General features: G+C 66.8%; 21 protein-coding genes and 1 pseudogene. 16 read left to right on the top strand and 6 right to left on the bottom strand.

The features are described 5' to 3' along the window. Positions 1-12: 12 nt before the first annotated feature. The 7 genes from CFB49_RS27250 (at position 13) to CFB49_RS27220 (ending at position 7,576) form a co-directional block, all read left to right on the top strand. Positions 13-1,164 (top strand): porin, encoded by a 1,152-nt coding sequence (locus tag CFB49_RS27250; RefSeq protein ID WP_089492892.1) that lies wholly within the window; start codon positions 13-15, stop codon positions 1,162-1,164. 11 nt (positions 1,165-1,175) lie between these two features. Next, positions 1,176-2,222, top strand: a complete 1,047-nt coding sequence (locus CFB49_RS27245; RefSeq protein WP_089492891.1) for an amidohydrolase family protein — start codon at positions 1,176-1,178, stop codon at positions 2,220-2,222. Further along, on the top strand, positions 2,219-3,499 hold the full coding sequence (locus tag CFB49_RS27240; RefSeq protein ID WP_089492890.1) for an MFS transporter: 1,281 nt from the start codon (positions 2,219-2,221) through the stop codon (positions 3,497-3,499). Before CFB49_RS27245 ends, CFB49_RS27240 begins: the two co-directional genes overlap by 4 nt. Beyond that, positions 3,496-4,734, top strand: coding sequence for an MFS transporter (locus tag CFB49_RS27235; protein ID WP_089492889.1), 1,239 nt, complete (start codon positions 3,496-3,498; stop codon positions 4,732-4,734). The genes CFB49_RS27240 and CFB49_RS27235 overlap by 4 nt, the downstream gene beginning before the upstream one ends. An 11-nt stretch (positions 4,735-4,745) precedes the next feature. Further along, the gene (locus CFB49_RS27230; RefSeq protein ID WP_069621548.1) at positions 4,746-6,068 is read left to right on the top strand and encodes an MFS transporter; all 1,323 of its coding nucleotides are present in this window, start codon (positions 4,746-4,748) and stop codon (positions 6,066-6,068) included. A gap of 2 nt (positions 6,069-6,070) precedes the next feature. After that, positions 6,071-7,003 (top strand): amidohydrolase family protein, encoded by a 933-nt coding sequence (locus tag CFB49_RS27225; RefSeq protein WP_089492888.1) that lies wholly within the window; start codon positions 6,071-6,073, stop codon positions 7,001-7,003. 177 nt (positions 7,004-7,180) lie between these two features. Next, positions 7,181-7,576 carry a tautomerase family protein gene (locus tag CFB49_RS27220; protein WP_089493131.1) on the top strand — a complete coding sequence of 132 codons (396 nt, stop codon included), beginning with the start codon at positions 7,181-7,183 and terminating at the stop codon, positions 7,574-7,576. A 146-nt stretch (positions 7,577-7,722) separates the two neighbouring features. On the opposite strand, the gene CFB49_RS27215 is transcribed toward CFB49_RS27220, so the two are convergent. Both CFB49_RS27215 and CFB49_RS36485 read right to left on the bottom strand, forming a co-directional pair. Further along, complete coding sequence (locus CFB49_RS27215) at positions 7,723-8,670, bottom strand: GlxA family transcriptional regulator (RefSeq protein ID WP_089493130.1); 948 nt, start codon at positions 8,668-8,670, stop codon at positions 7,723-7,725. 104 nt (positions 8,671-8,774) lie between these two features. Further along, complete coding sequence (locus CFB49_RS36485) at positions 8,775-8,942, bottom strand: hypothetical protein (RefSeq protein WP_176730273.1); 168 nt, start codon at positions 8,940-8,942, stop codon at positions 8,775-8,777. Between the two features lie 42 nt (positions 8,943-8,984). Here CFB49_RS36485 and CFB49_RS27210 point away from each other — a divergent pair, with 42 nt between their 5' ends. From CFB49_RS27210 to CFB49_RS27195, 5 genes and pseudogenes are all read left to right on the top strand, one after another. After that, positions 8,985-9,794, top strand: coding sequence for an SDR family NAD(P)-dependent oxidoreductase (locus CFB49_RS27210; protein ID WP_089492887.1), 810 nt, complete (start codon positions 8,985-8,987; stop codon positions 9,792-9,794). Further along, entirely contained in the window at positions 9,682-10,695 is a 1,014-nt protein-coding gene (locus CFB49_RS27205) for a type 1 glutamine amidotransferase domain-containing protein (RefSeq protein ID WP_249190614.1), read from the top strand. The genes CFB49_RS27210 and CFB49_RS27205 overlap by 113 nt, the downstream gene beginning before the upstream one ends. A gap of 20 nt (positions 10,696-10,715) precedes the next feature. After that, a pseudogene (locus CFB49_RS36915) lies at positions 10,716-10,868 on the top strand (amidohydrolase family protein); the annotation flags it as partial. 199 nt (positions 10,869-11,067) lie between these two features. After that, positions 11,068-12,258, top strand: coding sequence for a M20 aminoacylase family protein (locus tag CFB49_RS27200; protein WP_059487458.1), 1,191 nt, complete (start codon positions 11,068-11,070; stop codon positions 12,256-12,258). A gap of 56 nt (positions 12,259-12,314) precedes the next feature. Beyond that, the gene (locus CFB49_RS27195; protein WP_089492886.1) at positions 12,315-13,646 is read left to right on the top strand and encodes an MFS transporter; all 1,332 of its coding nucleotides are present in this window, start codon (positions 12,315-12,317) and stop codon (positions 13,644-13,646) included. A gap of 46 nt (positions 13,647-13,692) precedes the next feature. On the opposite strand, the gene CFB49_RS27190 is transcribed toward CFB49_RS27195, so the two are convergent. Continuing rightward, complete coding sequence (locus CFB49_RS27190; RefSeq protein WP_069621541.1) at positions 13,693-14,613, bottom strand: LysR family transcriptional regulator; 921 nt, start codon at positions 14,611-14,613, stop codon at positions 13,693-13,695. Positions 14,614-14,749: 136 nt separating this feature from the next. On the opposite strand from CFB49_RS27190, the gene CFB49_RS27185 reads away from it, so the two are divergent. After that, positions 14,750-15,523, top strand: coding sequence for a transporter substrate-binding domain-containing protein (locus CFB49_RS27185; RefSeq protein ID WP_089437189.1), 774 nt, complete (start codon positions 14,750-14,752; stop codon positions 15,521-15,523). Between the two features lie 55 nt (positions 15,524-15,578). Further along, positions 15,579-16,694 carry a succinylglutamate desuccinylase/aspartoacylase family protein gene (locus CFB49_RS27180; protein ID WP_089437188.1) on the top strand — a complete coding sequence of 372 codons (1,116 nt, stop codon included), beginning with the start codon at positions 15,579-15,581 and terminating at the stop codon, positions 16,692-16,694. Between the two features lie 229 nt (positions 16,695-16,923). Here the strand turns inward: CFB49_RS27180 and CFB49_RS27175 are convergent, their stop codons facing one another. Continuing rightward, positions 16,924-17,712 (bottom strand): IclR family transcriptional regulator, encoded by a 789-nt coding sequence (locus CFB49_RS27175; RefSeq protein ID WP_069621740.1) that lies wholly within the window; start codon positions 17,710-17,712, stop codon positions 16,924-16,926. 227 nt (positions 17,713-17,939) lie between these two features. Here CFB49_RS27175 and pcaF point away from each other — a divergent pair, with 227 nt between their 5' ends. Then, positions 17,940-19,142, top strand: coding sequence for a 3-oxoadipyl-CoA thiolase (pcaF, locus tag CFB49_RS27170; protein ID WP_089492885.1), 1,203 nt, complete (start codon positions 17,940-17,942; stop codon positions 19,140-19,142). Positions 19,143-19,243: 101 nt separating this feature from the next. Here the strand turns inward: pcaF and CFB49_RS27165 are convergent, their stop codons facing one another. Both CFB49_RS27165 and CFB49_RS27160 read right to left on the bottom strand, forming a co-directional pair. After that, positions 19,244-19,723, bottom strand: coding sequence for a DUF523 domain-containing protein (locus tag CFB49_RS27165; protein WP_441299842.1), 480 nt, complete (start codon positions 19,721-19,723; stop codon positions 19,244-19,246). Positions 19,724-19,839: 116 nt separating this feature from the next. Next, a complete protein-coding gene (locus CFB49_RS27160; RefSeq protein WP_089492883.1) occupies positions 19,840-20,400 on the bottom strand; it encodes a GNAT family N-acetyltransferase in 561 nt (186 codons plus the stop codon). 525 nt (positions 20,401-20,925) lie between these two features. Here CFB49_RS27160 and CFB49_RS27150 point away from each other — a divergent pair. Beyond that, positions 20,926-22,470 (top strand): methyl-accepting chemotaxis protein, encoded by a 1,545-nt coding sequence (locus CFB49_RS27150; RefSeq protein ID WP_089492882.1) that lies wholly within the window; start codon positions 20,926-20,928, stop codon positions 22,468-22,470. The last annotated feature ends 306 nt before the right edge of the window (positions 22,471-22,776 follow it).

Raw genomic sequence — 22,776 nt, 5'->3', positions numbered from 1 at the left:
TTTGGAGACTCCATGTTGTCGAATCAGGCCACCCTGCATACCCGCCCGAAACCCCGCCTTGCGCTCGGGGCCGTCACCGTCGCGAGCGCGGCCTTGTGGTGCGGCGCCGTGCATGCGCAAGGCAGCGTCACGCTGTACGGCATTGCCGACGTCGGTATCGAGCACATCAACAACACGAGTACCGGCGGCGCGCAGACGCGCGAAGCGTCGGGCAATCTGTCCGGTTCGCGCTGGGGGCTGAAGGGCGTCGAGGATCTCGGCGGCGGCATGAAGGCCATGTTCCAGCTGGAAGACGGCTTCAACATCAACGACGGCACGACCGCGCAGTCGACGAAAGGCCTCGGCTCGAATGCCGCCACGACGTCGCGGATTTTCGGCCGGCAGGCGTGGGTCGGGCTGGCGTACCGGGGCCAGCAACTGACGTTTGGCCGCCAGAATTCGCTCTTCTACGAACAGGCCGTGGCCTTCGACCCGATGGGCGCGTCGTCGCGATACTCGGTGCTGTCGGTCGACTATGCGGCTGCCGCGCGTATCGACAATTCGGCGAAGTACACCGGCGTGTTCGGTCCGCTGACGGCGCAGGCCATGTATAGCACCCGCTACGACACCGGGTACGGCGCCGAAGTGCCGGGCGCGCAACTCACCGGCCGCTTCTTCAGCGGGGCGCTGACTTTCGCGCAAGGACCGCTCGCCGCGAGCGTGTCGTACGAGCAGCGCAACAGCAACACCGTCGCGACCAACACGGGCACCGAGCGTCGCGCGACGGCCGCCGCGTCGTATGCGATCGGACCGGTGAAGGGCTTCGCCGGTTATCGCTATCTCCATGCGTCGAACGCGTTCCTGCCGGCGAACCCGATCCATGTCGCGAATGGCGCCGAAGCCAGTGCGGCGAACTTGTACTGGGCCGGCGCGCAGTACGCGGTGTCGCCGGCGTTCGTGGTCACGGCCACGGCCTATTACCAGGACGTGCATTCGACGAGTGCCGATCCGTGGCTGGCCGTGCTCTGTGCGGACTATCTGCTGTCGAAGCGTACCGATATCTACGCGACGGCGGGTTTCGCGCGCAACAAGGGCGGCTCCGCGCTCGGCGTGAACGGCTATGGCACGGTCGCACCCGATCACAACCAGACGGGCGTGGTGATCGGCATGCGCCAGAAGTTCTGACGGTGAGTGCGATGCAGACCGTTCACGCGCCCCATCTGCCCGTCAGGCCCGAGTGGCTCGCCTTGCGCGACGAGCCGGTGCTCGAACCCGCGCTTGCCATCGTCGACGCCCATCATCACCTGTGGGACCGCCAGACCGGCCGCTATCTCGCGGACGAGTTCGGCGCGGACGTGCGCAGCGGACATCGGGTCGTGTCGACGGTCTACGTGCAGTGTCGCTCGATGTTGCGTGCAAGCGGGCCGGACGCGTTCAAGCCGGTGGGCGAAGTGGAATTCGCGAATGGCATCGCCGCGATGTTCGAAAGCGGCGCATACGGCCCCGTGCGGTGCTGCGCGGCCATCGTCGGCGGCGCCGATCTGTCGGTCGGCGCCGAACTCGATGCGGTGCTCGACACGATGCTCCAGGTGTCCGGCGGGCGATTGCGCGGGATCCGCAATCCGCTCGCGTGGCATGCGAGCCCCGACGTGCGATCGAGCCCGGTGACGCCGCCGCGCGACCGGATGTCGGATCCGGCTTTCCGGCAGGGTGTGACGACGCTCGCTCGCTACGGGCTGTCGCTCGACGCTTCGGTCTATCACACGCAACTCGACGACCTGTACGAACTCGCGCGCGCATGCGAGGGCGTCACCATCGTCATCGACCATTTCGGCGGTCCGGTCGGCGTGGGTCCGCATGCCGGCCGGCGTGCGGAAGTGCATGCGCAATGGAAACGACAACTTGCGCGTCTCGCCGCGCTGCCGAACACGCGCATGAAGCTCGGCGGCGCGGGCATGACCGTATTCGGCTTCGACTTCGCCGCGCGCGACCTGCCGCCGTCGTCGCAGGCGTTGGCGGCGGCGTGGCAGCCGTATTTCGATACCTGCGTCGAATGCTTTGGCGTTGATCGCTGCATGTTCGAAAGCAACTTCCCCGTCGACAAGGGGATGTTCGGCTATCGCGTGCTGTGGAACGCCTTCAAACGACTCGCATCGTCGATGTCGGCCGACGAAAAGGCCGCGCTGTTCCGCCGGACGGCCGCCTCGACGTATCGCATCGCGAATCCCGGAGACAACCCATGAAGACGAGTGCAACCGTGGCGACGCAGGACGTGGAGTCCGCAGCCGCTGAAAAAGGGTTCACGCACGTGACCGGTATCGAGTGGCGTTCGCTGTCGCTCGCGGGGCTCGGCTGGACGTTCGAGAGCTACGACTCGTTCCTGCTGTCGCTGCTGCTGCCGACGCTCGCGCTGCAGTTCGGGCTGAGCAAGGCGCAGCTCGGCATGTTCACGAGCGTCACGGCGGCCGGACAGATCATCGGCGGCATTCTGTTCGGCTTCGTGTCGGACCGGATCGGGCGCGTGCGTACCGCGCTGCTCTGCGTCGGCATCTACTCGCTGTTCTCCGGCCTGATCGCGTTTGCGCCCGACGCGCACTCGTTTGCCGCGCTGCGCTTTTTCGGCGCGCTCGGCATGGGCGGAACCTGGACCGCCGGCGCCGCGCTCATCGCGGAGACCTGGCACCCGAGCCGGCGCGGCAAAGGCGGCGCGCTGATGCAGATGGGCTTGCCGATCGGCGCGATCCTCGCGATCGTGATCTCGGGCATCGTCGGCGCGGTGCATGGCGGACTGGGCGGCGACAGCTGGCGTCTGCTGTTCCTGATCGGTGCATCGCCGTTCTTCATCCTGTTCTGGGTCGCGCGCAAGACGCCGGAATCGCCGATCTGGCTCGAACGCCGGCACGCGAAGTCGCAGGCCCGCAAGCTCGACACCGCGAGTCACGAGAAGCTGAACGTGCGCGGCCTGCTTACCGCTTTCTGCTTCATCTTCTTTTTGCAATACCTGTACTGGGGCGTATTCACGTGGACGCCGACGTTCCTCATCACGGTGAAGCACCTCGATTTCGTGCATAGCCTGAAATTCGTGCTGGCGCTGCAGTTCGGCGCGATCGCCGGATTCCTGCTGTTCTCGGCATGGGTCGACCGCATCGGCCGGCGTCCGATGTTCCTGGCCTACCTGCTGGTCGGTGCGCTGGCCGTCGGCGTGTACATCGTGTCGGCGAATCCGTTGCTGCTGATGACCGCCATCTTTCTGACCGGCTTCAGCGTGAACGGCATCTTCGCGGGCGCCGGCCCGTTCCTCGCGGAGATCATCGGCAACACGGCATCGCGCGGCTTCTTCATGGGCCTCGCATACAACGGCGGCCGGCTTGGCGGCTTCATCGCGCCGTTGATCATCGGTGCGCTGGCGTCGACGTCGGGCGGCTTCGTGCTCGGACTCGCGACGACGATCGTCGCGTTCCTCGCCGCGGCCGCGGTCGTGCTGTTCGCGCCCGAAACGCGCGGGAAGACGTTGTCATGAACGTCGCCACGCAAGCGGGGTGGGTGAGCCGGCTGTTTCCCGCGCTGACCGAGGCATCGCTGCGGCGCTATCTGAGCGGGCAGGTCGCGTCGGTGCTTGGCAGCTGGACGCAGAACGTCACGCTCAATCTGCTGATCTATCACCTGTCCGGCTCGGCGGCGATCCTCGCGCTGCTCAATTTCCTGCTGTACGGGCCGCAGTTGATCGTCGCGCCGGTGGCGGGCTCCCGCATCGGCTCGGCCAACGCGCGCCGCGTGACGCTATGCGTGCTGACCGCGTCGCTGCTGCTGACGGGCAGCCTCTTCACGTTGTCGCTGCTCGGGCTGCTCGGCGTGAAGCTGATCCTCGCGCATGCGCTGGCGATCGGCGTGTCGAGCGCGGTGGAAACGCCGGCGCGGCAGGTGCTGCTGCTGACGAGCCTGCAGGATGCGACGCACACCTCCAATGCGGTCGCGATGAACACGATGGTCTACAACGTCGGGCGCATGGTCGGCCCGACCATCGCGGGATTCGTTTATCCGACGCTCGGCCCCCGGACATCTTTTGCGATTTATGCGCTCGCGCTGTGCTTCATGGCGGCATGCGTGCGCTCGATCCGGATTGCGTCGATGGACCGCCCGTCGCGCGCGGAAAGCGGCCTGCGCGACGCGGTCGGCTATGTGCTGTCCGATGCGTTCTCGGCCCGCTATCTGCCGATTCTCGCGTGCATCGGCCTGTTCGCCGGCAGCTACCAGACGCTCGTGCCGCTGCTCGCGGACCAGGGCTTTCACGATGCGGCCCGCTTTACCGGCGTGTTCTTCGCGTGCGCCGGCGCCGGTTCGTTGAGCGCGGCGGTGTTGCTGTCGTCGGCGTTCGGGCCGCGCGCGTCGCGCCGGTTCATCGCGTATGCGCCGTGGACGGCGGTCGGCGCGCTGGCCGTGCTGGCCGCGACGACCGATGCGGCGGGATCGATTCCGGCGTTCTATGCGCTCGGCTTCAGCCTCACGTTCGCGGCCACGTCGACGAACGCGACGATTCAGCGGCAGTGTCCGGAACACGTGCGCGGCGGCCTCGTCGGGATGTACGGCATGGCCTACAACGGCACGATGCCGTTCGGTTATCTGCTCGTGGGCAGCGCATCCGAGGCGCTCGGCGTGCGACACACCTTCGCCGCCATGGCCGTCGTGCTCGCGTGCGGCGTCGTGGCGGTCATCGCGTGGCAACGGTTCACCATTACGCGCGTAGGCGCACAATAAACGGAGACAACATGCAAACCGGTTTCATGGACGCGTCCGCGATCGAGCGCCGGACCATACGAAAGGTCGTCTGGCGACTCATTCCCTTTTTGATGATCTGCTACCTGCTTGCCTTCATTGATCGGGGCAACGTGGGGATGGCGTCGCTGCAGATGAACCATGACCTCGGGATGTCGGCGCAGGTCTTCGGTTTCGGCAGCAGCCTGTTCTTCATTTCGTACTTCTTTTGCGAAGTGCCGAGCAATCTCGCGCTGCAGAAATACGGCGCGCGAATCTGGATCGCGCGAATCATGATCACGTGGGGCATCGTGTCGGCGGCGACCGCGCTCGTGCACAACGCGACGACGTTCTACGTGCTGCGTTTCCTGCTGGGTGCGGCCGAGGCCGGCTTCTTCCCGGGCGTGCTGCTTTATCTGTCGTACTGGATTCCTACGCAGTATCGTGCGCGGATCGTCGCGACGTTCATGGTCGCGATTCCGGCCGCGAGCTTCATCGGCTCGCCGATCTCCGCGCTGCTGTTGCAGATGGACGGCCTCTGGGGCCTGCGCGGATGGCACTGGCTGTTCATCCTCGAAGGCATTCCGACCGTGCTGCTCGGCATCGCGTGCCTGTTCGTGCTGACGAACAAGCCGGACGACGCGAGGTGGCTCGACGACGACGAGCGCGCATGGCTCTCGAGCGCGCTGGCTGCCGGCCACAAGGCGCGCAAGAAGGTGCCGTCGCTGCCGCTCACGCAACTGTTCCGCAACCGCTACGTGCTGTGCCTCGCGCTCGTCGACACGTGTGCTTCCGCGGCAGGCAGCACGCTGTCCGTGTGGCAGCCGCAACTGCTCAAGTCGTTCGGCCTGACCGTCATGGAGACCGGCCTGCTGAATTCGGTGCCGTACGCAGTGGCTTCCGTCCTGATGGTGTACTGGGGCCGGCGCTCGGACCGTGTCGGCGAACGGCGCTGGCACACCGTCGTGCCGATGCTGCTGATCGGCGTGGGCCTGTTCGCGACGTCGCTGAGCGGATCGCTGCTGCCGACGGTCTGCATGCTCTGCGCAGTGCTGGTCGGCGCGTATTCGTTCAAGGGTCCGTTCTGGGCGCTCGCGACCGACATGCTGTCCAACAGCACCGTGGCGGCCGGGCTCGCGACGGTCAATGCGATCGCGAACCTGCTCGGCGGCGGGCTGATGGTGAACGTGTACGGGTGGGTGAAGGCGGCGACGGGCAGCTACGCGCTGGCGTTGATGCCGCTCGCGATCCTCACGCTCGTGAGCGTCGCGACGCTGCTGCTGCTCACGCGCAATCATTCGGCCGGCAAGCTGGTCGGCAAGACGGGGACCATCTGATCATGGCGCGCATCGCGAGACGCGAATTCCTCAGGATCGCCGGCGCGACACTGGCTTCGGCTGCATTGCCGAGGCTGGCCGCTGCCGACGAAACGTGGTCGAGCGGCACCGAGCGGCCGGCGTTCCGATTGCCCGAAGGGGCGATCGACTGTCACATGCACATCTACGACGACCGGTTTCCGGTCGCGCCGGGCACGACGCTGCGCCCGCCGAATGCGACCGTCGCGCAATATCGGCGCGTGCAGACGCGTATCGGTGTGAAGCGCAACGTGGTCGTGACGCCGTCGACGTACGGGACGGACAACCGCTGCACGCTGGCGGCGCTCGCGCAGTTCGGCGACGACGCGCGCGGCGTGGCCGTCGTCGACGGCACCGTGAGCGACGACGAACTTCGGGCGCTCGATCGCGGCGGTATCCGTGCGATCCGGTTCAACCTGAGCTATCCGGGCGCGACGACGCTCGACATGCTGGCGCCGCTCGCCGCGCGTATCGCGGACCTCGGCTGGCATATCGAACTGGTGGTGCAAGGCGCGCGGCTGCCGGAGCTCGAGCGTCATCTTGCGGTGCTGCCTTGTCCGCTCGTCATCGACCATATCGCGCATGTGCCGCAGCCCGGCGGGCTGTCGTCGGCCGCGTTTCGCACCGCGCAACGCCTCGTCGAAAAGGGCCATACGTGGATCACGTTGTCGGGGCCGTACGTCGACAGCAAGACGGGCGCGCCTGCCTACGACGACGTCGCGCCGGTCGCGAAGGCGCTGATCGACATGGCACCGGAACGCATGCTGTGGGGCACCGACTGGCCGCACCCGACGCAGAAGACGGACAAGCCGGACGACGCAAGCATGCTGGACGTGATCGCCGGGTGGATCGGGCGTCCGGACTGGCAGCAGCGGATATTCGTCAGCAACCCTGCGAAGTTGTACGGATTTGCATAGCGCGGGGAGGATGTCGCGCGACTCCTCCGCGAACAGGTGTCGTTTTTGAACCGGTGTCCAGAATCATTGCTTATTCGACATTGTGAGGGCGGCGAGCCGGATGCCAGAATCGGCTGGCGGCATCTGAACAGGCCGATGCCGCACGCGTTCGATCAATCACCCGGAATCCTGAATACCATGCCCTATCTGCAACTGGACGTGAACGACCACTATTCGGTGGAAACCAAGCAAGCGCTCGCCGCCAAAATGAGCGAGACCTATGCGCGGATGATGTCGGTCGATATTCGGCGTATCAGCGTCGCGATCCGCGAACTGGGGCAAGGCGCTGTCTGGCGTATTGCCGAGGCCGGCGAAGCGCCTGTCCCGGTCGCGGTGATGATGCTGGATATCCGACGGGGGCGCCCGCCCGAACAGCGCATGGAAGTGGCGCAGGCACTCTGTGCGCATTGCGTGGAGATTTTCGGCTTGCGTGAGGATCGGCTCAATGTCGAATTCACGCAGCATTCCGGCGATGAAATGTACCACCCGGCGCTTGGCGGCTATAGCCCGGAGTGGGCTCCCGGCGAGCAGTAGATTTTCCGCCTGGACAGCGCGCGGCTGGCAGCCTCGGCACGTCGTTGACGGGGCCCCACTCGTCATGCGCGATGGACGAAGCGAGCGCTCATGGTTTGAGCCAGCAAGACTGCGCGGTACCTGTCCGCCTGTTGGTTCAACAAGTCCTAATTCATGAGCGGCGCCACCCCGGAGGCTCGCTGGATGGTCTGCGGGGGTTGCCCAAACGCGCGCAGAAATGCCTGGCGCATGCGCTCGCGGTCGCCGAATCCGGTTTCTCTCGCAATGATTTCGATCGGGTGGCGCGTCGTTTCCATCATCAGGCGGGCGGCTTCGACGCGCAGCCGCTCAACCGCCTTGGCGGGGGATTGCCCCGTTTCCTCCCGGAACACGCGGCTGAATTGGCGCGGGCTCAAACGTGCCGCCTCTGCCAGGCGCTCCACCGACAGATTGCTCGCCAGGTTTTCGCTCGCGTAGGTCAGCGCCATTTGCACGCGGTCCGATCGCGCGTTCAGTTCCAGCAAGGTCGAGAATTGCGACTGGCCGCCGCCGCGCCGTTGGTACAGCACGAGCTTGCGCGCGACCATGCGCGCCGTTTCCAGCCCGAAGTCGCTTTCGACGATCGCCAGCGCCAGATCCACCCCGGCGCTCATGCCGGCCGAAGTCCAGACCTGACCGTCCACGACGAAGATGCGATCTTCGTCGAGTTGCACGTTCGGATATTGCTTCTTGAAGGCCCGCGCGTGATACCAGTGCGTCGTGGCCCGTTTCCCGTCGAGGAGCCCGGCGGCCGCGAGGACGAAGGCGCCCGTACATATCGACGCAATGCGCCGCGAGTGGAAGGGCGCGCGATGCAGGAAGTCCACCAGCGTCGCCGACGGCAGCCGGCATTCGTTGTCGCCGGCGACGATCAACGTGTCATATCCCGCTTCGGCCAGCGGTTCGGTGTTGACCGAAAAGCCCTGCGACGACATGACCGCGCCGCCGTGCTCGGACGCGATCCGGAACTGGTACACCTCTTCGCCGCGCAGCAGATTCGCGTACTCGAACACGCTCGCCACTGCGAGCGCGAGCGACTGGAACTGGGGGTAAACAACGAGCCCGACGGTGTGCATGACGTCCGCCATGTGTGTGTCCTGATCAATTGAATCTAGCATAAAACGGACATCGTCACGGGCGGCGGCGGCGTGTCATCAGATGGCATGGCGCGCGGTCGCCTTCAGGAAGCAATGCGCCGAGCGGAGCCACCGACAACACCGATTTTGGGTAACCGGGCGCCTGTTTCAAAGGACGAATCTGCAAGGTTTCCGGTCAGCGTGCGGATGGCATGAATCATTGCATATATGACATTGAGGATGAGTTCGGTCGACGCCAGAATTCGTTCCACGAACCGACACCCGGTCGGCTCAATTCACGGAACGGAAAAATCATGACCACTTCCACGCAAGGCACCGCGCTGATCACCGGCGCATCGGCTGGCATCGGCGCCATTTACGCAGACCGCCTCGCGAAGCGCGGCTACGACCTCATCCTCGTGGCGCGTAACCAGGACCGTCTGAACACGCTTGCGCGCCGCCTCATGGCCGAAACCGGCCGCTCGGTCGAGACCGTCGCCGCCGATCTGAACGACAAGGCGGCGCTCGCGAAGATCGAACGCATCCTGCGCGAGAACAGCAACATCACGATGCTGGTGAACAACGCGGGAATCGGCTCGGTCGCGTCGATTCTCAACGGCGACGTCGACACGATGGAGTCGATGATCAACCTGAACATCACCGCGCTCACGCGCCTGACTTACGCCGTCGCACCGGTATTCGCCAGCAAGGGCACGGGCACCATCATCAACATCAGCTCGGTCGTCGGTATTGCGGTCGAACTGCTCAACGGCGTGTACAGCGCATCGAAGTCGTATGTGCTGAGCTTCGGTCACGCACTTCAGCGCGACCTGTCGGACAAGGGCGTGCGCGTGCAGACCGTGCTGCCTGCAGCGACGGCGACCGAGTTCTGGGATGTGGCCGGCTATGCGAAGCAGAAGGAGGCCGCCAGCACGATGACGGCCGACGACCTGGTGGATGCCGCGCTTGCGGGCCTCGATCAGGGCGAGCTCGTGACGATTCCGACGCTCCATGACGCCGATGGTTGGACGCAATGGGAAGCGGCCCGCCGCGCGCTCACGCCCAAATTCGCCAACGCCAAGCCCGCTGCGCGCTACGTGGCGGATGCGAACACCGGCGCTTGAACCGGCCCACCCAATTTTTCAGAAGGTATTGATCATGAACATTCTCAAGATCGGTGCGGCCGTACTCGCAACGGCCACCGCGTTTGCATTGCCGGTGGGCGCGTCGGCGCAGTCGCGCGGCAAGGTGCTGGTTGTCATGTCGAGCGCTCACGAGCTCGATCTGCGCGACGGCAAGAAGTACTCGACGGGTTATTACCTCAACGAATTCGTCGTGCCGTACCGCAAGCTTGTCGAGGCCGGCTACGAGCCGGTGATCGCCAATCCGAACGGCGACATGCCGGTGATGGACGCGAACTCGAACAACAAGCTGTTTTTCGGCGGCGACGATGCAGCGCGCGCGGATGCACTGAAATACGCGCAAGGTATCGCGCAACTGAAGCATCCGAAGACGCTGGCCTCCGTCGTCTCGGAGGGGACCGGCGGTTATGTCGGCCTGTTTATCCCCGGCGGCCATGCGCCGATGGCCGACCTGCTCAAGGACCGGAATCTCGGCAAGATCCTGGTCAGCTTCCACGACAGCGGGCGTCCCACCGGGATCATCTGTCACGGGCCGATCGTGTTGCTGTCCACGCTGCGCGACCCGAATGCCTTCGTTGCATCGATGGTCGCCAACGACGGCAACGCGAATTCCCTCGCGGCTGGCTGGCCGTATGCCGGTTACCGGATGACTGTCTTCTCGACGGGCGAGGAGCAGCAGCTCGAAGGTCCGAGCGGGCTCGGCGGCAACGTGCAGTTCTATCCGGTGAACGCATTGGCCGAAGCCGGCGCTCACGTCGACACGGTGGCGAACTGGCACAGCAACGTGGTCGTCGATCGCGAACTGATCACGGGGCAGCAGCCAATGTCGGCGCCTGAATTCGGCGACGTCCTCGTGGCGAAACTGAAGGCCCGTACGAACTGAATTCGTCTGCGATGGCGGCGGCCGCGCGTATCGCGAACCTCGGATCGCATATCGAGCGGGGGCGGGGCACGCGGCTGCCGGCGCTGGAGCGTCATCTCGCGGCGCTGCGTTGCCCGCTCGTCATCGACCATATCGCGCGCGTACCGCAGCCCGGCGGGCTGGGATCGGCCGCATCTATCGGGTGGGCCATCGATATGGAGCGTGTGCGGCGAAACGGTGCAGGTTCGACCGACATCTCGGTACTAACCCTGATTAAAAACACTTATCACGGTGAAAAATTCCGCATCTTATTGAACCGATATCGGCTGGCTATAGTGGCTCGCTTTCCCGCACACGCCGCCGGCGCGCGCAGACAAACGCAGGAGCCCCTTGATGACCACCGATACCCGCTTCACCGAAGTCGAGGATCTGATGCCCGCCGCCGGCGGGCTGCGCGAGATCCGCCACCACATCCATCACCACCCCGAACTCGCGTACGAAGAGCACGACACGGCCGCGCTCGTCGCGGACAAGCTCGAGCAATGGGGCTGGCAGGTGACGCGCGGGGTCGGCAAGACGGGCGTGGTCGGTACGCTGCGGGTGGGCGACGGCGCGCGCAGCATCGGCATTCGCGCGGACATGGACGCGCTGCCGATCGTCGAGGCGACCGGCCTGCCGTATGCGAGCGGCACGCACGGCAAGATGCACGCATGCGGCCACGACGGCCACACGACGATGCTGCTCGGCGCCGCGCAGCATCTCGCGAAGACGCGCAACTTCTCGGGCACCGTCCACCTGTATTTCCAGCCGGCGGAAGAGCACGGCGTCGACAGCGGCGCGAAGAAGATGATCGACGACGGCCTGTTCGAGCGCTTCCCGTGCGATGCGGTGTTCGGCATGCACAACCATCCGGGCGCGGCGCCCGGTGTCTTCCTCACGCGGCGCGGCCCGTTCATGTCGGCGGGCGACAAGGCGATCATCACGATTGAAGGCGTCGGCGGCCACGCGGCGCGGCCGCACCTGACGGTCGATCCGGTCGTCGTCGCCGCGAGCATCGTGATGGCGCTGCAGACGATCGTCGCGCGCAACGTCGACCCGTCGCAGCCGGCGGTCGTCACGGTCGGCTCGATGCACGCGGGCACCGCGAACAACGTGATTCCGAACGGCGCGCGCCTCGAACTCAGCGTGCGTTCGTTCAGCCCCGAAGTGCGCGCGCTGCTCAAGCGCCGCATCACCGAGCTGGCCGAAACGCAGGCCGCGAGCTACGGCGCGAGCGCGAACGTCGAGTACATCGAGGGCTATCCGGTCGTCGTCAATACGGATGCCGAAACGGATTTCGCCGCGCAGGTCGCGCGCGAACTCGTCGGCGATGCGCACGTGGTCGAGCAGACCGACCTGCTGATGGGTAGCGAGGATTTCGCGTTCATGCTGCAGCAGCGGCCGGGCTCGTTCGTGCGGCTCGGCAACGGCGAAGGCGAGGACGGCTGCATGGTGCACAACCCGAAATACGACTTCAACGATCGCAACCTGCCGATCGGCGCGGCGTTCTGGACGCGCCTCGTCGAGCGTTACCTCGGGCAGTGATCGCGGCGGCGGCGCGCGGCCGCCGCTTCCGGCCGCATTGACAGAAGAGGATAGCGATGCAGAAAGACCATCTCGCGCTGCACCCCGCGCCGACGGGCGTGGCCGAAGCCGGCGCGCCCGCCGCGCCTGCCGTCACGCGGCGCGGCGCGATCGCGGCGGCCGTGATCGGCAACTGGCTGGAATTCTTCGACTTCACCGTGTACGGCTTCTTCGCGGTGCTGATCGGCAAGCTGTTCTTCCCGTCGAGCGACCCGACCACGTCGCTGCTGCTGTCGGTCGCGACGTTCGCCGCCGGCTTCTTCACGCGGCCGCTCGGCAGCGTCGTGCTCGGCGTCTATGCGGACCGCAAGGGGCGCAAGGCCGCGCTGAACCTGACGATCATGCTGATGGCGCTCGGCACCGGCCTGATCGCGATCGCGCCGACCTATGCGCAGGTAGGCGTGGCCGCGCCGTTGCTCGTCGTGCTCGCGCGCCTGCTGCAGGGCTTCTCGCAGGGCGGCGAATTCGGCGCGGCGACGTCGACGCTGCTGGAGCAGGGCGGCACGTCGCGCCGCGGGTTCCGCGCGAGCTGGCAGCTCGCGACGCAGGGCGGCGCCGCGCTGATGGGCTCGGGCTTCGCGGCGCTGCTGTCGAACACGATGACGAAGGACGCGCTCGAAGGCTGGGGCTGGCGGCTGCCGTTCCTCGTGGGCGTGCTGATCGCGCCGGTCGGCATGTATTTGCGTCGCCGGCTCGCGGACGACGCGCCCGGCGACCGCCATCACGGCATCGAGCGCGGCGTGCTGCACGAGCTGTTCTCGAAGCACACGCGCACGGTGGTGCTGCTGATGCTCACGGTGATGGGCGGCACGGTGTCGACCTACATCCTGACGTTCTACATGCCGACCTACGCGATCCATACGCTCGGCCTGCCGATGAAGCTGTCGATGTTCGTCGGCGTCGCGTCGGGCTGCGTGATGTTGATCACGTGCCCGCTGTTCGGCTGGCTGTCGGACAGGCTCGGCAGTCGCCGCCTGCCGATCTTCGTCGGCCGCGGCGTGCTGGTCGCGCTGCTGTTCCCGGCGTTCTGGCTGATGAACCATCATCCGACGCTGTCGGTGATCCTGCCGCTGACCGCGCTGATGCTGCTGTTCTATTCGCTCGGTTCGGCGTCGGAAATGGCGCTGATGTGCGAGTCGCTGCCGCGCCACGTACGTGCGACGGGCATCTCGATCGCGTATGCGCTCGCGGTGACGATCTTCGGCGGCACGTCGCAGCTGATCGCGACCTGGCTCGTGAAGACGACCGGCAGCAAGCTCGCGCCGGCGGGCTACGTGGCCGCGTGCGTGGTGCTGTCGCTGATCGCGGTCGCGATGCTGCGCGAGACGGCGCGGGAATCGCTGGACTGACCCGGCGCGCGATGCGCGATGCGGGCGGCGGCACGGCCCTGCGCGCTTACCGCCCGCGCACCACCCTCAGATACGACGCGAGCATCGTCGCGAGTTCCTGCGCGGCCGGCGTCAGCGGCACGGCCGCGCGCTGCAGCAGGCACACGTCCTGTGCTTCGGCCGGTTCGCGCACCGGCACCTTCGCGAGCGCGCCGGCGAACGGCCCGTGCCGCGTGATGGCCTCGGTTTCGAGCGCGAGCGAATCGGTCTGCGTGACGATCTGCAGCGTCTCGAACATCCCTTCGACGGTCGCGAGAATCCTCGGCGGCGGCTGGCCGTGCGCGTCGAAGTACGCGAGCAGCCGGTTGACGACCGGATCGGCGCTCAGGTTCGGCGAGCGCGTCGACACCCATCCATAGTCGGCCAGCTCGGCGAGCGATTGCGCATGCATCGCCGGATGCCCGTTGCGGCACACGACCACCGGCGCCGACGTGCGCAGCGGCGTGACCGCGAGATCGGTCGTGTCGGTCTGCTTCGCGACCAGCGCGATCGCGAAATCGACCGCGCTTTCGCGCAGCCAGCCGATCATCATCCGCGACGTGCCGGTGCGCAGGTGCACGTCCACCTTGTCGAAGCGCGCGCGAAACGCGGTCAGCACGGGCGCGAACGCGTCGATCAGCGGCTCGGTCACGAGGCCGAGCGTGACGGTGCCTTCGTAGGCGCCGCTCAACTGACGGATTTCCCGCTCGACCTGCTCGCATTCGCCGAGGATCGAGCCGGAGCGCGCGAGCAGCCGCTGGCCGACCGCCGTCGGCACGATCCCGCGATTGGTGCGCGTGAACAGCGTCGCGCCGAGCGTTGCTTCGAGGCCCTGCAGTTGCTGCGTGACGCCGCTTTGCGCGAGGTCGAGCGCGCGTGCGGCCGCGCGCAGGCTGCCGTGCTCGACGACGGCCTGGAAGATGCGGAGCTGGGACAGCGTGAACGCCATGGGAAGCAGCGAAGCCGGTGATCGGAAATGCCGATCATGATAAGTCAGCCGATGGTTCCGGCGCTGGCCCCGGGCTTCTACGATCGCAGGCAGTCCGGCTCATGCCGTGTGTCCCGCTTCCTGCCCATCGTCGACCATGAAACGTATCCTCGTCCCGCTCGTTTCCCTGTGCCTTGGCCTGGCGGCCACGTCCGCGTACGCGCTCGACGCGCACGTGGTGCGGCTCGGCATCGATCCGACTTATCCGCCGATGGATGCGAAAGCGCCCGACGGCAGCCTGAAGGGCTTCGACGTCGATCTCGGCAACGAAATCTGCCGCCGCGCGCAGTTGCGCTGCCAGTGGGTCGAGCTCGAATTCTCCGGGATGATCCCCGCGCTGCAGGCGCGCAAGATCGACGCGATCCTGTCGTCGATGGCGATCACCGCGAAGCGCGAGAAGCAGATCCTGTTCTCGTCGAAGCTGTTCCGCTTCAAGTCGCGGCTCGTCGCGCGGGCCGGCAGCGGGCTCGACGGCACGGCGGCGTCGCTGGCCGGCAAGCGCGTCGGCGTGCAGTCGGGCACGCAGTTCGAGTCGTGGGCGCTCGCGCACTGGGCGCCGGCTGGCGTCGGCGTGGTGCCGTACAAGAGCCAGGACGACGTGTTCGCCGATCTCGTGAACGGCCGCCTCGACGCGGCGCTGCTCGGCGCCGTGGAAGCCGACTACGGATTCCTGCGCCAGCCGCGCGGCAAGGGTTTCGCGTTTGTCGGCGCGCCGCTCGACATGGGCGATCGCGGCGTCGGTATCGGCATGCGGCAGTCGGATGCCGCGCTGAAGGCGTCGATCGACGGCGCGATCGCATCGATGCTGAAGGACGGTACGTACGAGCGGATCGCGAAGCAGTACTTCGATTTCAACCCGTACGGCGATTGAGCGCCGTGCCGGCCCGTTCTTCCGATTCCCCGTTTCCATCCGTTCGAGATCATCGATGCAGATTCGCACCACGCCGCTCCTGTCGCCGTCGATCGGCACGCAGCGCACGCTCACGAGCTTTCATTTCGGGCCTGCCGACAGCGGCCGCAAGATCTACCTGCAGGCCGCGCTGCACGCGGACGAGACGCCCGCGATGCTCGCGGCGGTCGTGCTGAAGCAGCGCCTCGCGCAGCTCGACGCGGAAGGCCGGCTCTCGGCCGGGATCGTGCTCGTGCCGGTGTCGAACCCGGTCGGCCTCAATCATCATCTGCTCGGGCAGTTCATCGGCCGTTTCGACCTCGCGAGCGGCCGCAACTTCAATCGCGGCTTCCTGCCGCTCGCGGAGATCGCCGCGCGTGCGCGCGACCGGCTGGGCGACGACGGCGCACGCAATCGCGCGATCGTGCGCGAATGCGTCGGGGCGGCGCTCGCGGAAATCGCGCCGCACACCGAATTCGATGCGCTGCAGCTTGCGCTGCTGAAGTTGTCGCACGATGCCGACGTCGTGATCGACCTGCATTGCTCGCTCGAAGCGGTGATGCACGTGTACACGAGCGACACCGCGTGGCCGGACGTCGAACCGCTCGCGCGGTATCTCGGTGCGCAGGTGTCGCTGCTCGCCGAGGATTCGGGCGGGCACGCGTTTGACGATGCGCATCACCTGCTGTGGTCGCGGTTGCGCGCGCATTTGCCGGACGGCACGCCGATGGCGGTCGGCACCGTGGCCGTGACGGTCGAGTGCCGCGGCCAGCGCGACGTGACGTACGAATACGCGCAACGCGACGCCGACGCGCTCGTCGACTATCTCGTGTGGTGCGGCGCGGTGCGCGGCGAACGGGCGCCGCTGCCGCCGCTGGCCGCGCCGGCCACGCCGCTCGCGGGCAGCGAGCAGTTCTACGCGCCGGTCAGCGGGATTCTCGTGCACCGCGCGGCGATCGGCGCGACGATCCGCGCGGGCGATCCGCTGTTCGACATCGTCGATCCGCTGACGGATGCGGTCACGACGATCTCGAGCGCGACCGACGGCGTGTTCTACATGCGCCGCGCGATCCGCTTCGTGACGGCCGGCGCGCCGCTCGGCCGCGTGACGGGCACGGTGCCGGTGCGCAAGGGGATGCTGCTGGGTGCGTGAGTGCCGGGACGGGCGCGTGTCCGAACGGCGCCACTCAATTTCGTTCTCGTCAAATTGACCGGGCGTTGCCGCGCCCCTAAATTGGGTGATGCGGAGCGCGCTCCGTGTTCCGTGAGAAGGACGTTGCAAGCAGAGTCAGAGAGTTGAGCGGGCGGCGAATGCCGCCCGTCTTTTTATCCGCGCGACCTGCGAATGACCATCGTGCCGATCCCACGAGCGAAGTAACCGCTCACCCGCGCCGCGCCACCAGTTCCGACACCGTCTGCGCGGCCTGCTGCAGCGGCCCGAGAAACTCCTTCACCATCTGCTTCGCGGTATGCCGCTGCGCGTTGCCGCTGATGTTCATCGCGGCGATGATCTGCCCGCGCCGGTTGCGGATCGGCGCGGACAGCGACATCAGCCCCACTTCCAGTTCCTGGTCGACCACCGCCCAGCCTTGCTGGCGCGCCTGCGCGATCGCCGCCTTCAACTCGCCGATGTCTGTGATCGTGCGTGGCGTATGCGCGCGGATGCCGCTCTGCGCGAGCGTTTCGTCGAGCGCCGCGTCGTCGAGCGCGGACAGCAGCACGCGGCCCATCGACGTGCAGTATGCGGGCAGCCGGCTGCCGATCGACAGGTTGATCGTCATGATCTTGCGGGTCGGCACGCGCAGCACGTAGACGATCTCGGTGCGGTCGAGCACCGCGGCCGAGCAACTTTCGTGGATCTGCTCGGACAGCTGCTCCATTACCGGATCGGCGAGATTCCAGAACGGCATCGACGTGAGATACGCGAAGCCGAGCTCGAGGATCTTCGGCGTGAGCCGGAACAGCCGGCCGTCGGCCTCGACGTAGCCGAGCGTCTGCAGCGTGAGCAGGATCCGGCGTGCGCCCGCGCGCGTGAGGCCGGTGGCCGACGCGACCTCGGTGAGCGTCTGCTCCGGGCGCGTCGCGTCGAACGCGCGGATCACCGCGAGGCCGCGCGCGAACGACTGCACATAGGAGTCGCCGGGTTTCGTTTGAATATCGTCGGTTGTCATGAGCGCCTGGAATATCGTGCAGCCGAGAAGATAGCGCATGGGGCCCGACACGCCAACCGCGCGGCGGACCGCGCGCTTGACAGGTCGTCCCTGCACTCCCTATGATGCGTTGAACGTTCGATACACGATCTTATGTTCGTATATAGAACATTTAAGCGCATCCCGGCGGGCAATGCAAGGGGCGCGCCCTGTTCATTTCCCAGCCTTCCATGGGACCGGAGACACTGATGACCGAAGCTTTTCTGTGTGATGCGATCCGTACGCCGATCGGGCGTTACGGCGGTGCACTGTCCGGCGTGCGCGCCGACGATCTGGGCGCGGTGCCGCTCAAGGCGCTCGTCGAGCGCAACCGCGACGTCGACTGGGCGGCGATCGACGACGTGATCTACGGCTGCGCGAACCAGGCCGGCGAGGACAACCGCAACGTCGCGCGCATGTCGGCGCTGCTCGCGGGTTTGCCGGAAAGCGTGCCGGGTTCGACGATCAACCGCCTGTGCGGTTCGGGGATGGATGCGGTCGGCGTGGCCGCGCGCGCGATCAAGTCGGGCGAAGCCGCGCTGATGGTGGCGGGCGGCGTCGAGAGCATGACGCGCGCGCCGTTCGTGATGGGCAAGGCCGCGAGCGCGTTCGCGCGCCAGGCCGACATCTACGACACGACGATCGGCTGGCGCTTCGTCAATCCGCTGATGAAACAGTTGCACGGCGTCGATTCGATGCCGGAAACCGCTGAGAACGTCGCGATCGATTACCACATCAGCCGCGCGGATCAGGACCTGTTCGCGCTGCGCAGCCAGCAGAAGGCCGCGCGCGCGCAGCAGGACGGCACGCTCGCCGAAGAAATCGTGTCGGTCACGATCGCGCAGAAGAAGGGCGATCCGGTGATCGTGTCGCGCGACGAGCATCCGCGTGAAACGTCGCTCGAGGCGCTCGCGAAGCTGAAGGGCGTCGTGCGCCCGGACGGCTCGGTCACGGCCGGCAACGCGTCGGGCGTGAACGACGGCGCCGCCGCGCTGCTGCTCGCGAACGAGGCAACCGCGAAGCGCTTCGGCCTGACGCCGCGCGCCCGCGTGCTGGGGATCGCGACGGCCGGCGTCGCGCCGCGCGTGATGGGCATCGGCCCGGCGCCCGCCACGCAGAAGCTGCTCGCGCGGCTCGGGATGACGATCGACCAGTTCGACGTGATCGAGCTGAACGAAGCGTTCGCGTCGCAGGGCCTCGCGGTGCTGCGCATGCTCGGCGTCGCCGACGACGATCCGCGCGTGAACCCGAACGGCGGCGCGATCGCGCTCGGCCACCCGCTCGGCGCATCGGGTGCGCGCCTCGTGACCACCGCGATGTACCAGTTGCATCGCACGAACGGCCGTTTTGCGCTGTGCACGATGTGCATCGGCGTCGGCCAGGGCATCGCGATCGCGATCGAACGCGTGTGAGTGGCGTGATGCGGTGAAGCGGCCGGATACGCACCGCTTCACCGTTGCGCCGTCTCCCCCCACGCTGGGCGGCACGAGATGTCTCGTGCCGCTCAGCGTCGTTAACCGGCCCGCGACAATTGCCGGAGACGTGCATCGAGCGCGTCGATCTCGGTGTCCGCGAACACCTCGATGCCGTGCTCGCGCAGCAGCGCGGCCGTGACGCCGGCGCCCGCGTGCCGCCGGCTCTCGAAACTTCCGTCGTAAATGAACGTGCTGCCGCACGACGGGCTGCCGTCGGCGAGAATCGCGAAGCGGCAGTCGTGTGCTTGCGCGACGGCCAGCGCGGTCCGTGCGCCGGCAATGAACGGCGCCGTCACGTCGACGCCGCTCACGTCGACGATGCGTGCGTGCCCGGCCAGCACCTGCTGCCCCGATGCGCCGCCGGCGATCTCGGCAGGCGGGCGCGGCACGCTGAGGCCACCGGCGAGTTCCGGGCAGATCGCCACGAGACGCCCTTCGCGCCGCCACCGTTCGAGCGCCGTGTGCGCGGCGGTCTTCGCCGAGCCGTTGTAACGGACCGGATGCCCGGCCACGCACATGCTGACGAGGATCTTCGGCGTGGCAGGCGGTGGCGGGTCGTCGTTCAATATCGTGCTCCGTGTCGTGGCGGCCGTGGCGGAGCGGAAAATTCCACGCTCGATCCGCGTGCCGGCCGTCAGGCCGTCGGCCCTTCCAGATGAATGTCCTCGGGCTCGAGCGCGTAAAGCTCGGGATCGGGCGACGCGCTGACCGTGAAGCCGAGCCGCAGATAGAAATCGATCGTGCGCTGCGACGGCGTGGCCGACACGTACAGTCGCTCGGCGCCCATCACGCGCGCCTGCGCGCGGGCCGTGCGGTAGAGCTGTTCGCCGAGCCCGCAGCCGCGCCAGTCGTGGCTCACGTGCAGGAACTTCAGTTGCAGCATGTCGCGTTGCGGGCCGAGCGGCCGGCTGTCGACGACCGCTGCCGCGACGAGCCGCGCGCCGTCGAACCTGCCGAGAAACCAGCCGCCGCGGTCGTGGCAATCGAGCAGGATCGGCGTGTAGTGGTCGGCTTCGCCGTCGGGCCAGCCGGCCACGTCGTAGAACTCGGGCACGAGATGCAGCGTGCGGTCGCGCAGCACGTACAGGTGTTCGATGATTTCGCGCCGGTCGATGGTCCATACGAGCGGGACGTCGTCGCGCGCAAGCGGGCGGGCCGACAGCGCGTCGCGTTCGGCGGCCGTGCGGCGCGTCATGCGGCCCTCCGGTGCGCGGCGATCGTACCCGTCAGCGGCAGGCGCGGCATGCCGTCAGGCGGCGCCATCCGATAGCCGTCCGGTTCGCGTTGTCCCGGAAACCGCGTGGCGCCGCCATTCCGGAAAAACGCGGCCTGATCGCGTTGACGACGCTCATGCGCGGCCGTCGCGGTATTCCGGGACAGCCGATTCAGCTCATGCAATGCCTTTTTCATCGAATTCGAATTCCAGTGGAATGGCGCAGGATAGGCCAATCGTTTCGCTGCGCGCAACGGCCGCCGGCATTGGCAATGCCGTGCGGCGCTCCGTGACGGCCAGATAACGTGCGCGGTGATTATCGCCGGATTATTTGATCCAAATCATGGTAATGGCCGGGTTGCCCGTTTTATCCGCATCGAAATTAAGGTTTACCGGTGAACTGCCGACAGTAAGGACGAGAGTGTCGTAAAGCGAACAACCGTTTTTCGGCTACTGAGCGCGATTTCAGCGCGGCGCGGACGACAGATCCGCCTTTCGGAGCCTTGCATGCGCAACAACCAGCCCGTTACCCAACAGGAATTCGATTTTCCCGACGACGTCACGCTGATGTCGACGACCGATGCCGATAGCATCATCACCTACGCCAACACGACGTTCGCGCAGGTGAGCGGCTTCTCGAACGAGGAGCTCGTCGGCCAGCCGCACAACGTGGTGCGGCATCCGGACATGCCGAAGGAAGCGTTCGCCGACATGTGGGCGACGCTGCGGCGCGGCGAGCCGTGGACCGCGCTCGTGAAGAACCGCCGCAAGAACGGCGACCACTACTGGGTGCGCGCGAACGCGATTCCGGTAATGCGCGACGGCGCGCCGCGGGGCTACATGTCGGTCCGCACGAGGGCGCCGCACGACGAGAGCACAGCCGCGGACGCGCTGTATCGCGCGTTTCGCGACGGCAAGGCCGGCCGGCGCCGATTCCACAAGGGGCTCGTGATCCGCACCGGGCTGTTGCGGATCGCTTCGCTGCCGCAGACGATGTCGGTGCGCGCGCGCGTGCATGCGGCGCTGTGCGTGCTGGCGCCGGCCGTCGTCGGCACGGGGTGGGCCTGCGGGCTCACCGGCGGCGGGCTCGCGGCGTTTGCCGGCGTGACGGTCGGCGTGGCGGCCGCGGCCGGGCTGTGGCTCGACGCGCAGATCGTGCAACCGCTGAAGCGGCTGCACGAGCAGGCGCTGAACGTCGCGACCGGCGAGAGCCGGCGCGGCGTGCGGATGAACCGCGTCGACGAGATCGGCATGACGCTGCGCACGATCAACCAGCTCGGGCTGATGTTCCGCTGGCTCGTGGACGACGTCAGCGAGCAGGTGCACAACGTGCAGCGCGCGAGCAACGAGATCGCGCAGGGCAACAGCGACCTGAGCGCGCGCACCGAACAGGCCGCGTCGAGCGTGCAGCAGACGGCCGCGTCGATGGCCGAGATGACGGCGACCGTGTCGAGCAACGCGGAGAAGGCGCTGCAGGCGAATCAGCTGTCCGTTTCCGCGAGCGGCGCGGCCGAGCGCGGCGGACAGGCGGTGAACGAAGTCGTCGCGACGATGAACGACATCACCGACAGCTCGCGCAAGATCTCGGACATCATCGGCGTGATCGACGGCATCGCGTTCCAGACCAACATCCTCGCGCTGAACGCGGCGGTCGAGGCCGCGCGTGCGGGCGAACAGGGGCGCGGTTTCGCAGTGGTGGCCGGCGAAGTGCGCGCGCTCGCGCAGCGCAGCGCGAACGCGGCGAAGGAGATCAAGACGCTGATCGGCGCGAGCGTCGAGCGGGTCGAGTCGGGCGCGCGGATCGTCGATGGCGCGGGGAAGACGATGGAGGACATCGTCACGCAGGTGAAGCGCGTGTCGGACCTGATCGCGGAGATCAGCTCGTCGACGGCCGAGCAGAGCACGGGGGTCGCGCAGGTCGACCAGGCGGTCGTACACCTGGACAACATCACGCAGCAGAACGCGGCGCTCGTCGAGCAGAGCACTGCGGCGTCGGAAAGCCTGAAGCAGCAGGCGACGCGGCTCGTGGATGCGGTGAACGTGTTCAGGTGAAGGGTGGCAAGCGTGCGCGACGTGCGGATTCGATCGATGAATCCGGCATGTCGCGCACGGCACATGTCCGGATTGGCGAATTCAATCGAATGACGCCAAACGCGAAATATTCGTATTTACGACTTTATCGTTGTGCGTTAAATCGGACCGAGCACATTACGTCGAACGATCGGGCGAGTGGCCGTCAGGCCGTTGTCCGGTCACCCATTCCGGTTTATCCATAAATAAATCATTCGGCAAAAACACGTTCATGCATCTTTAATGCATATTTACCCGAATACGGCATCATGTTTTCGCCGAATTTGC

The organism is Burkholderia sp. AU17457 (assembly GCF_002223255.1).
GTDB classification, from domain to species: Bacteria; Pseudomonadota; Gammaproteobacteria; order Burkholderiales; family Burkholderiaceae; genus Burkholderia; species Burkholderia sola.
Note: the sequence above shows the minus strand (reverse complement) of the source record. Positions and strands in the feature narration are given on the sequence as shown.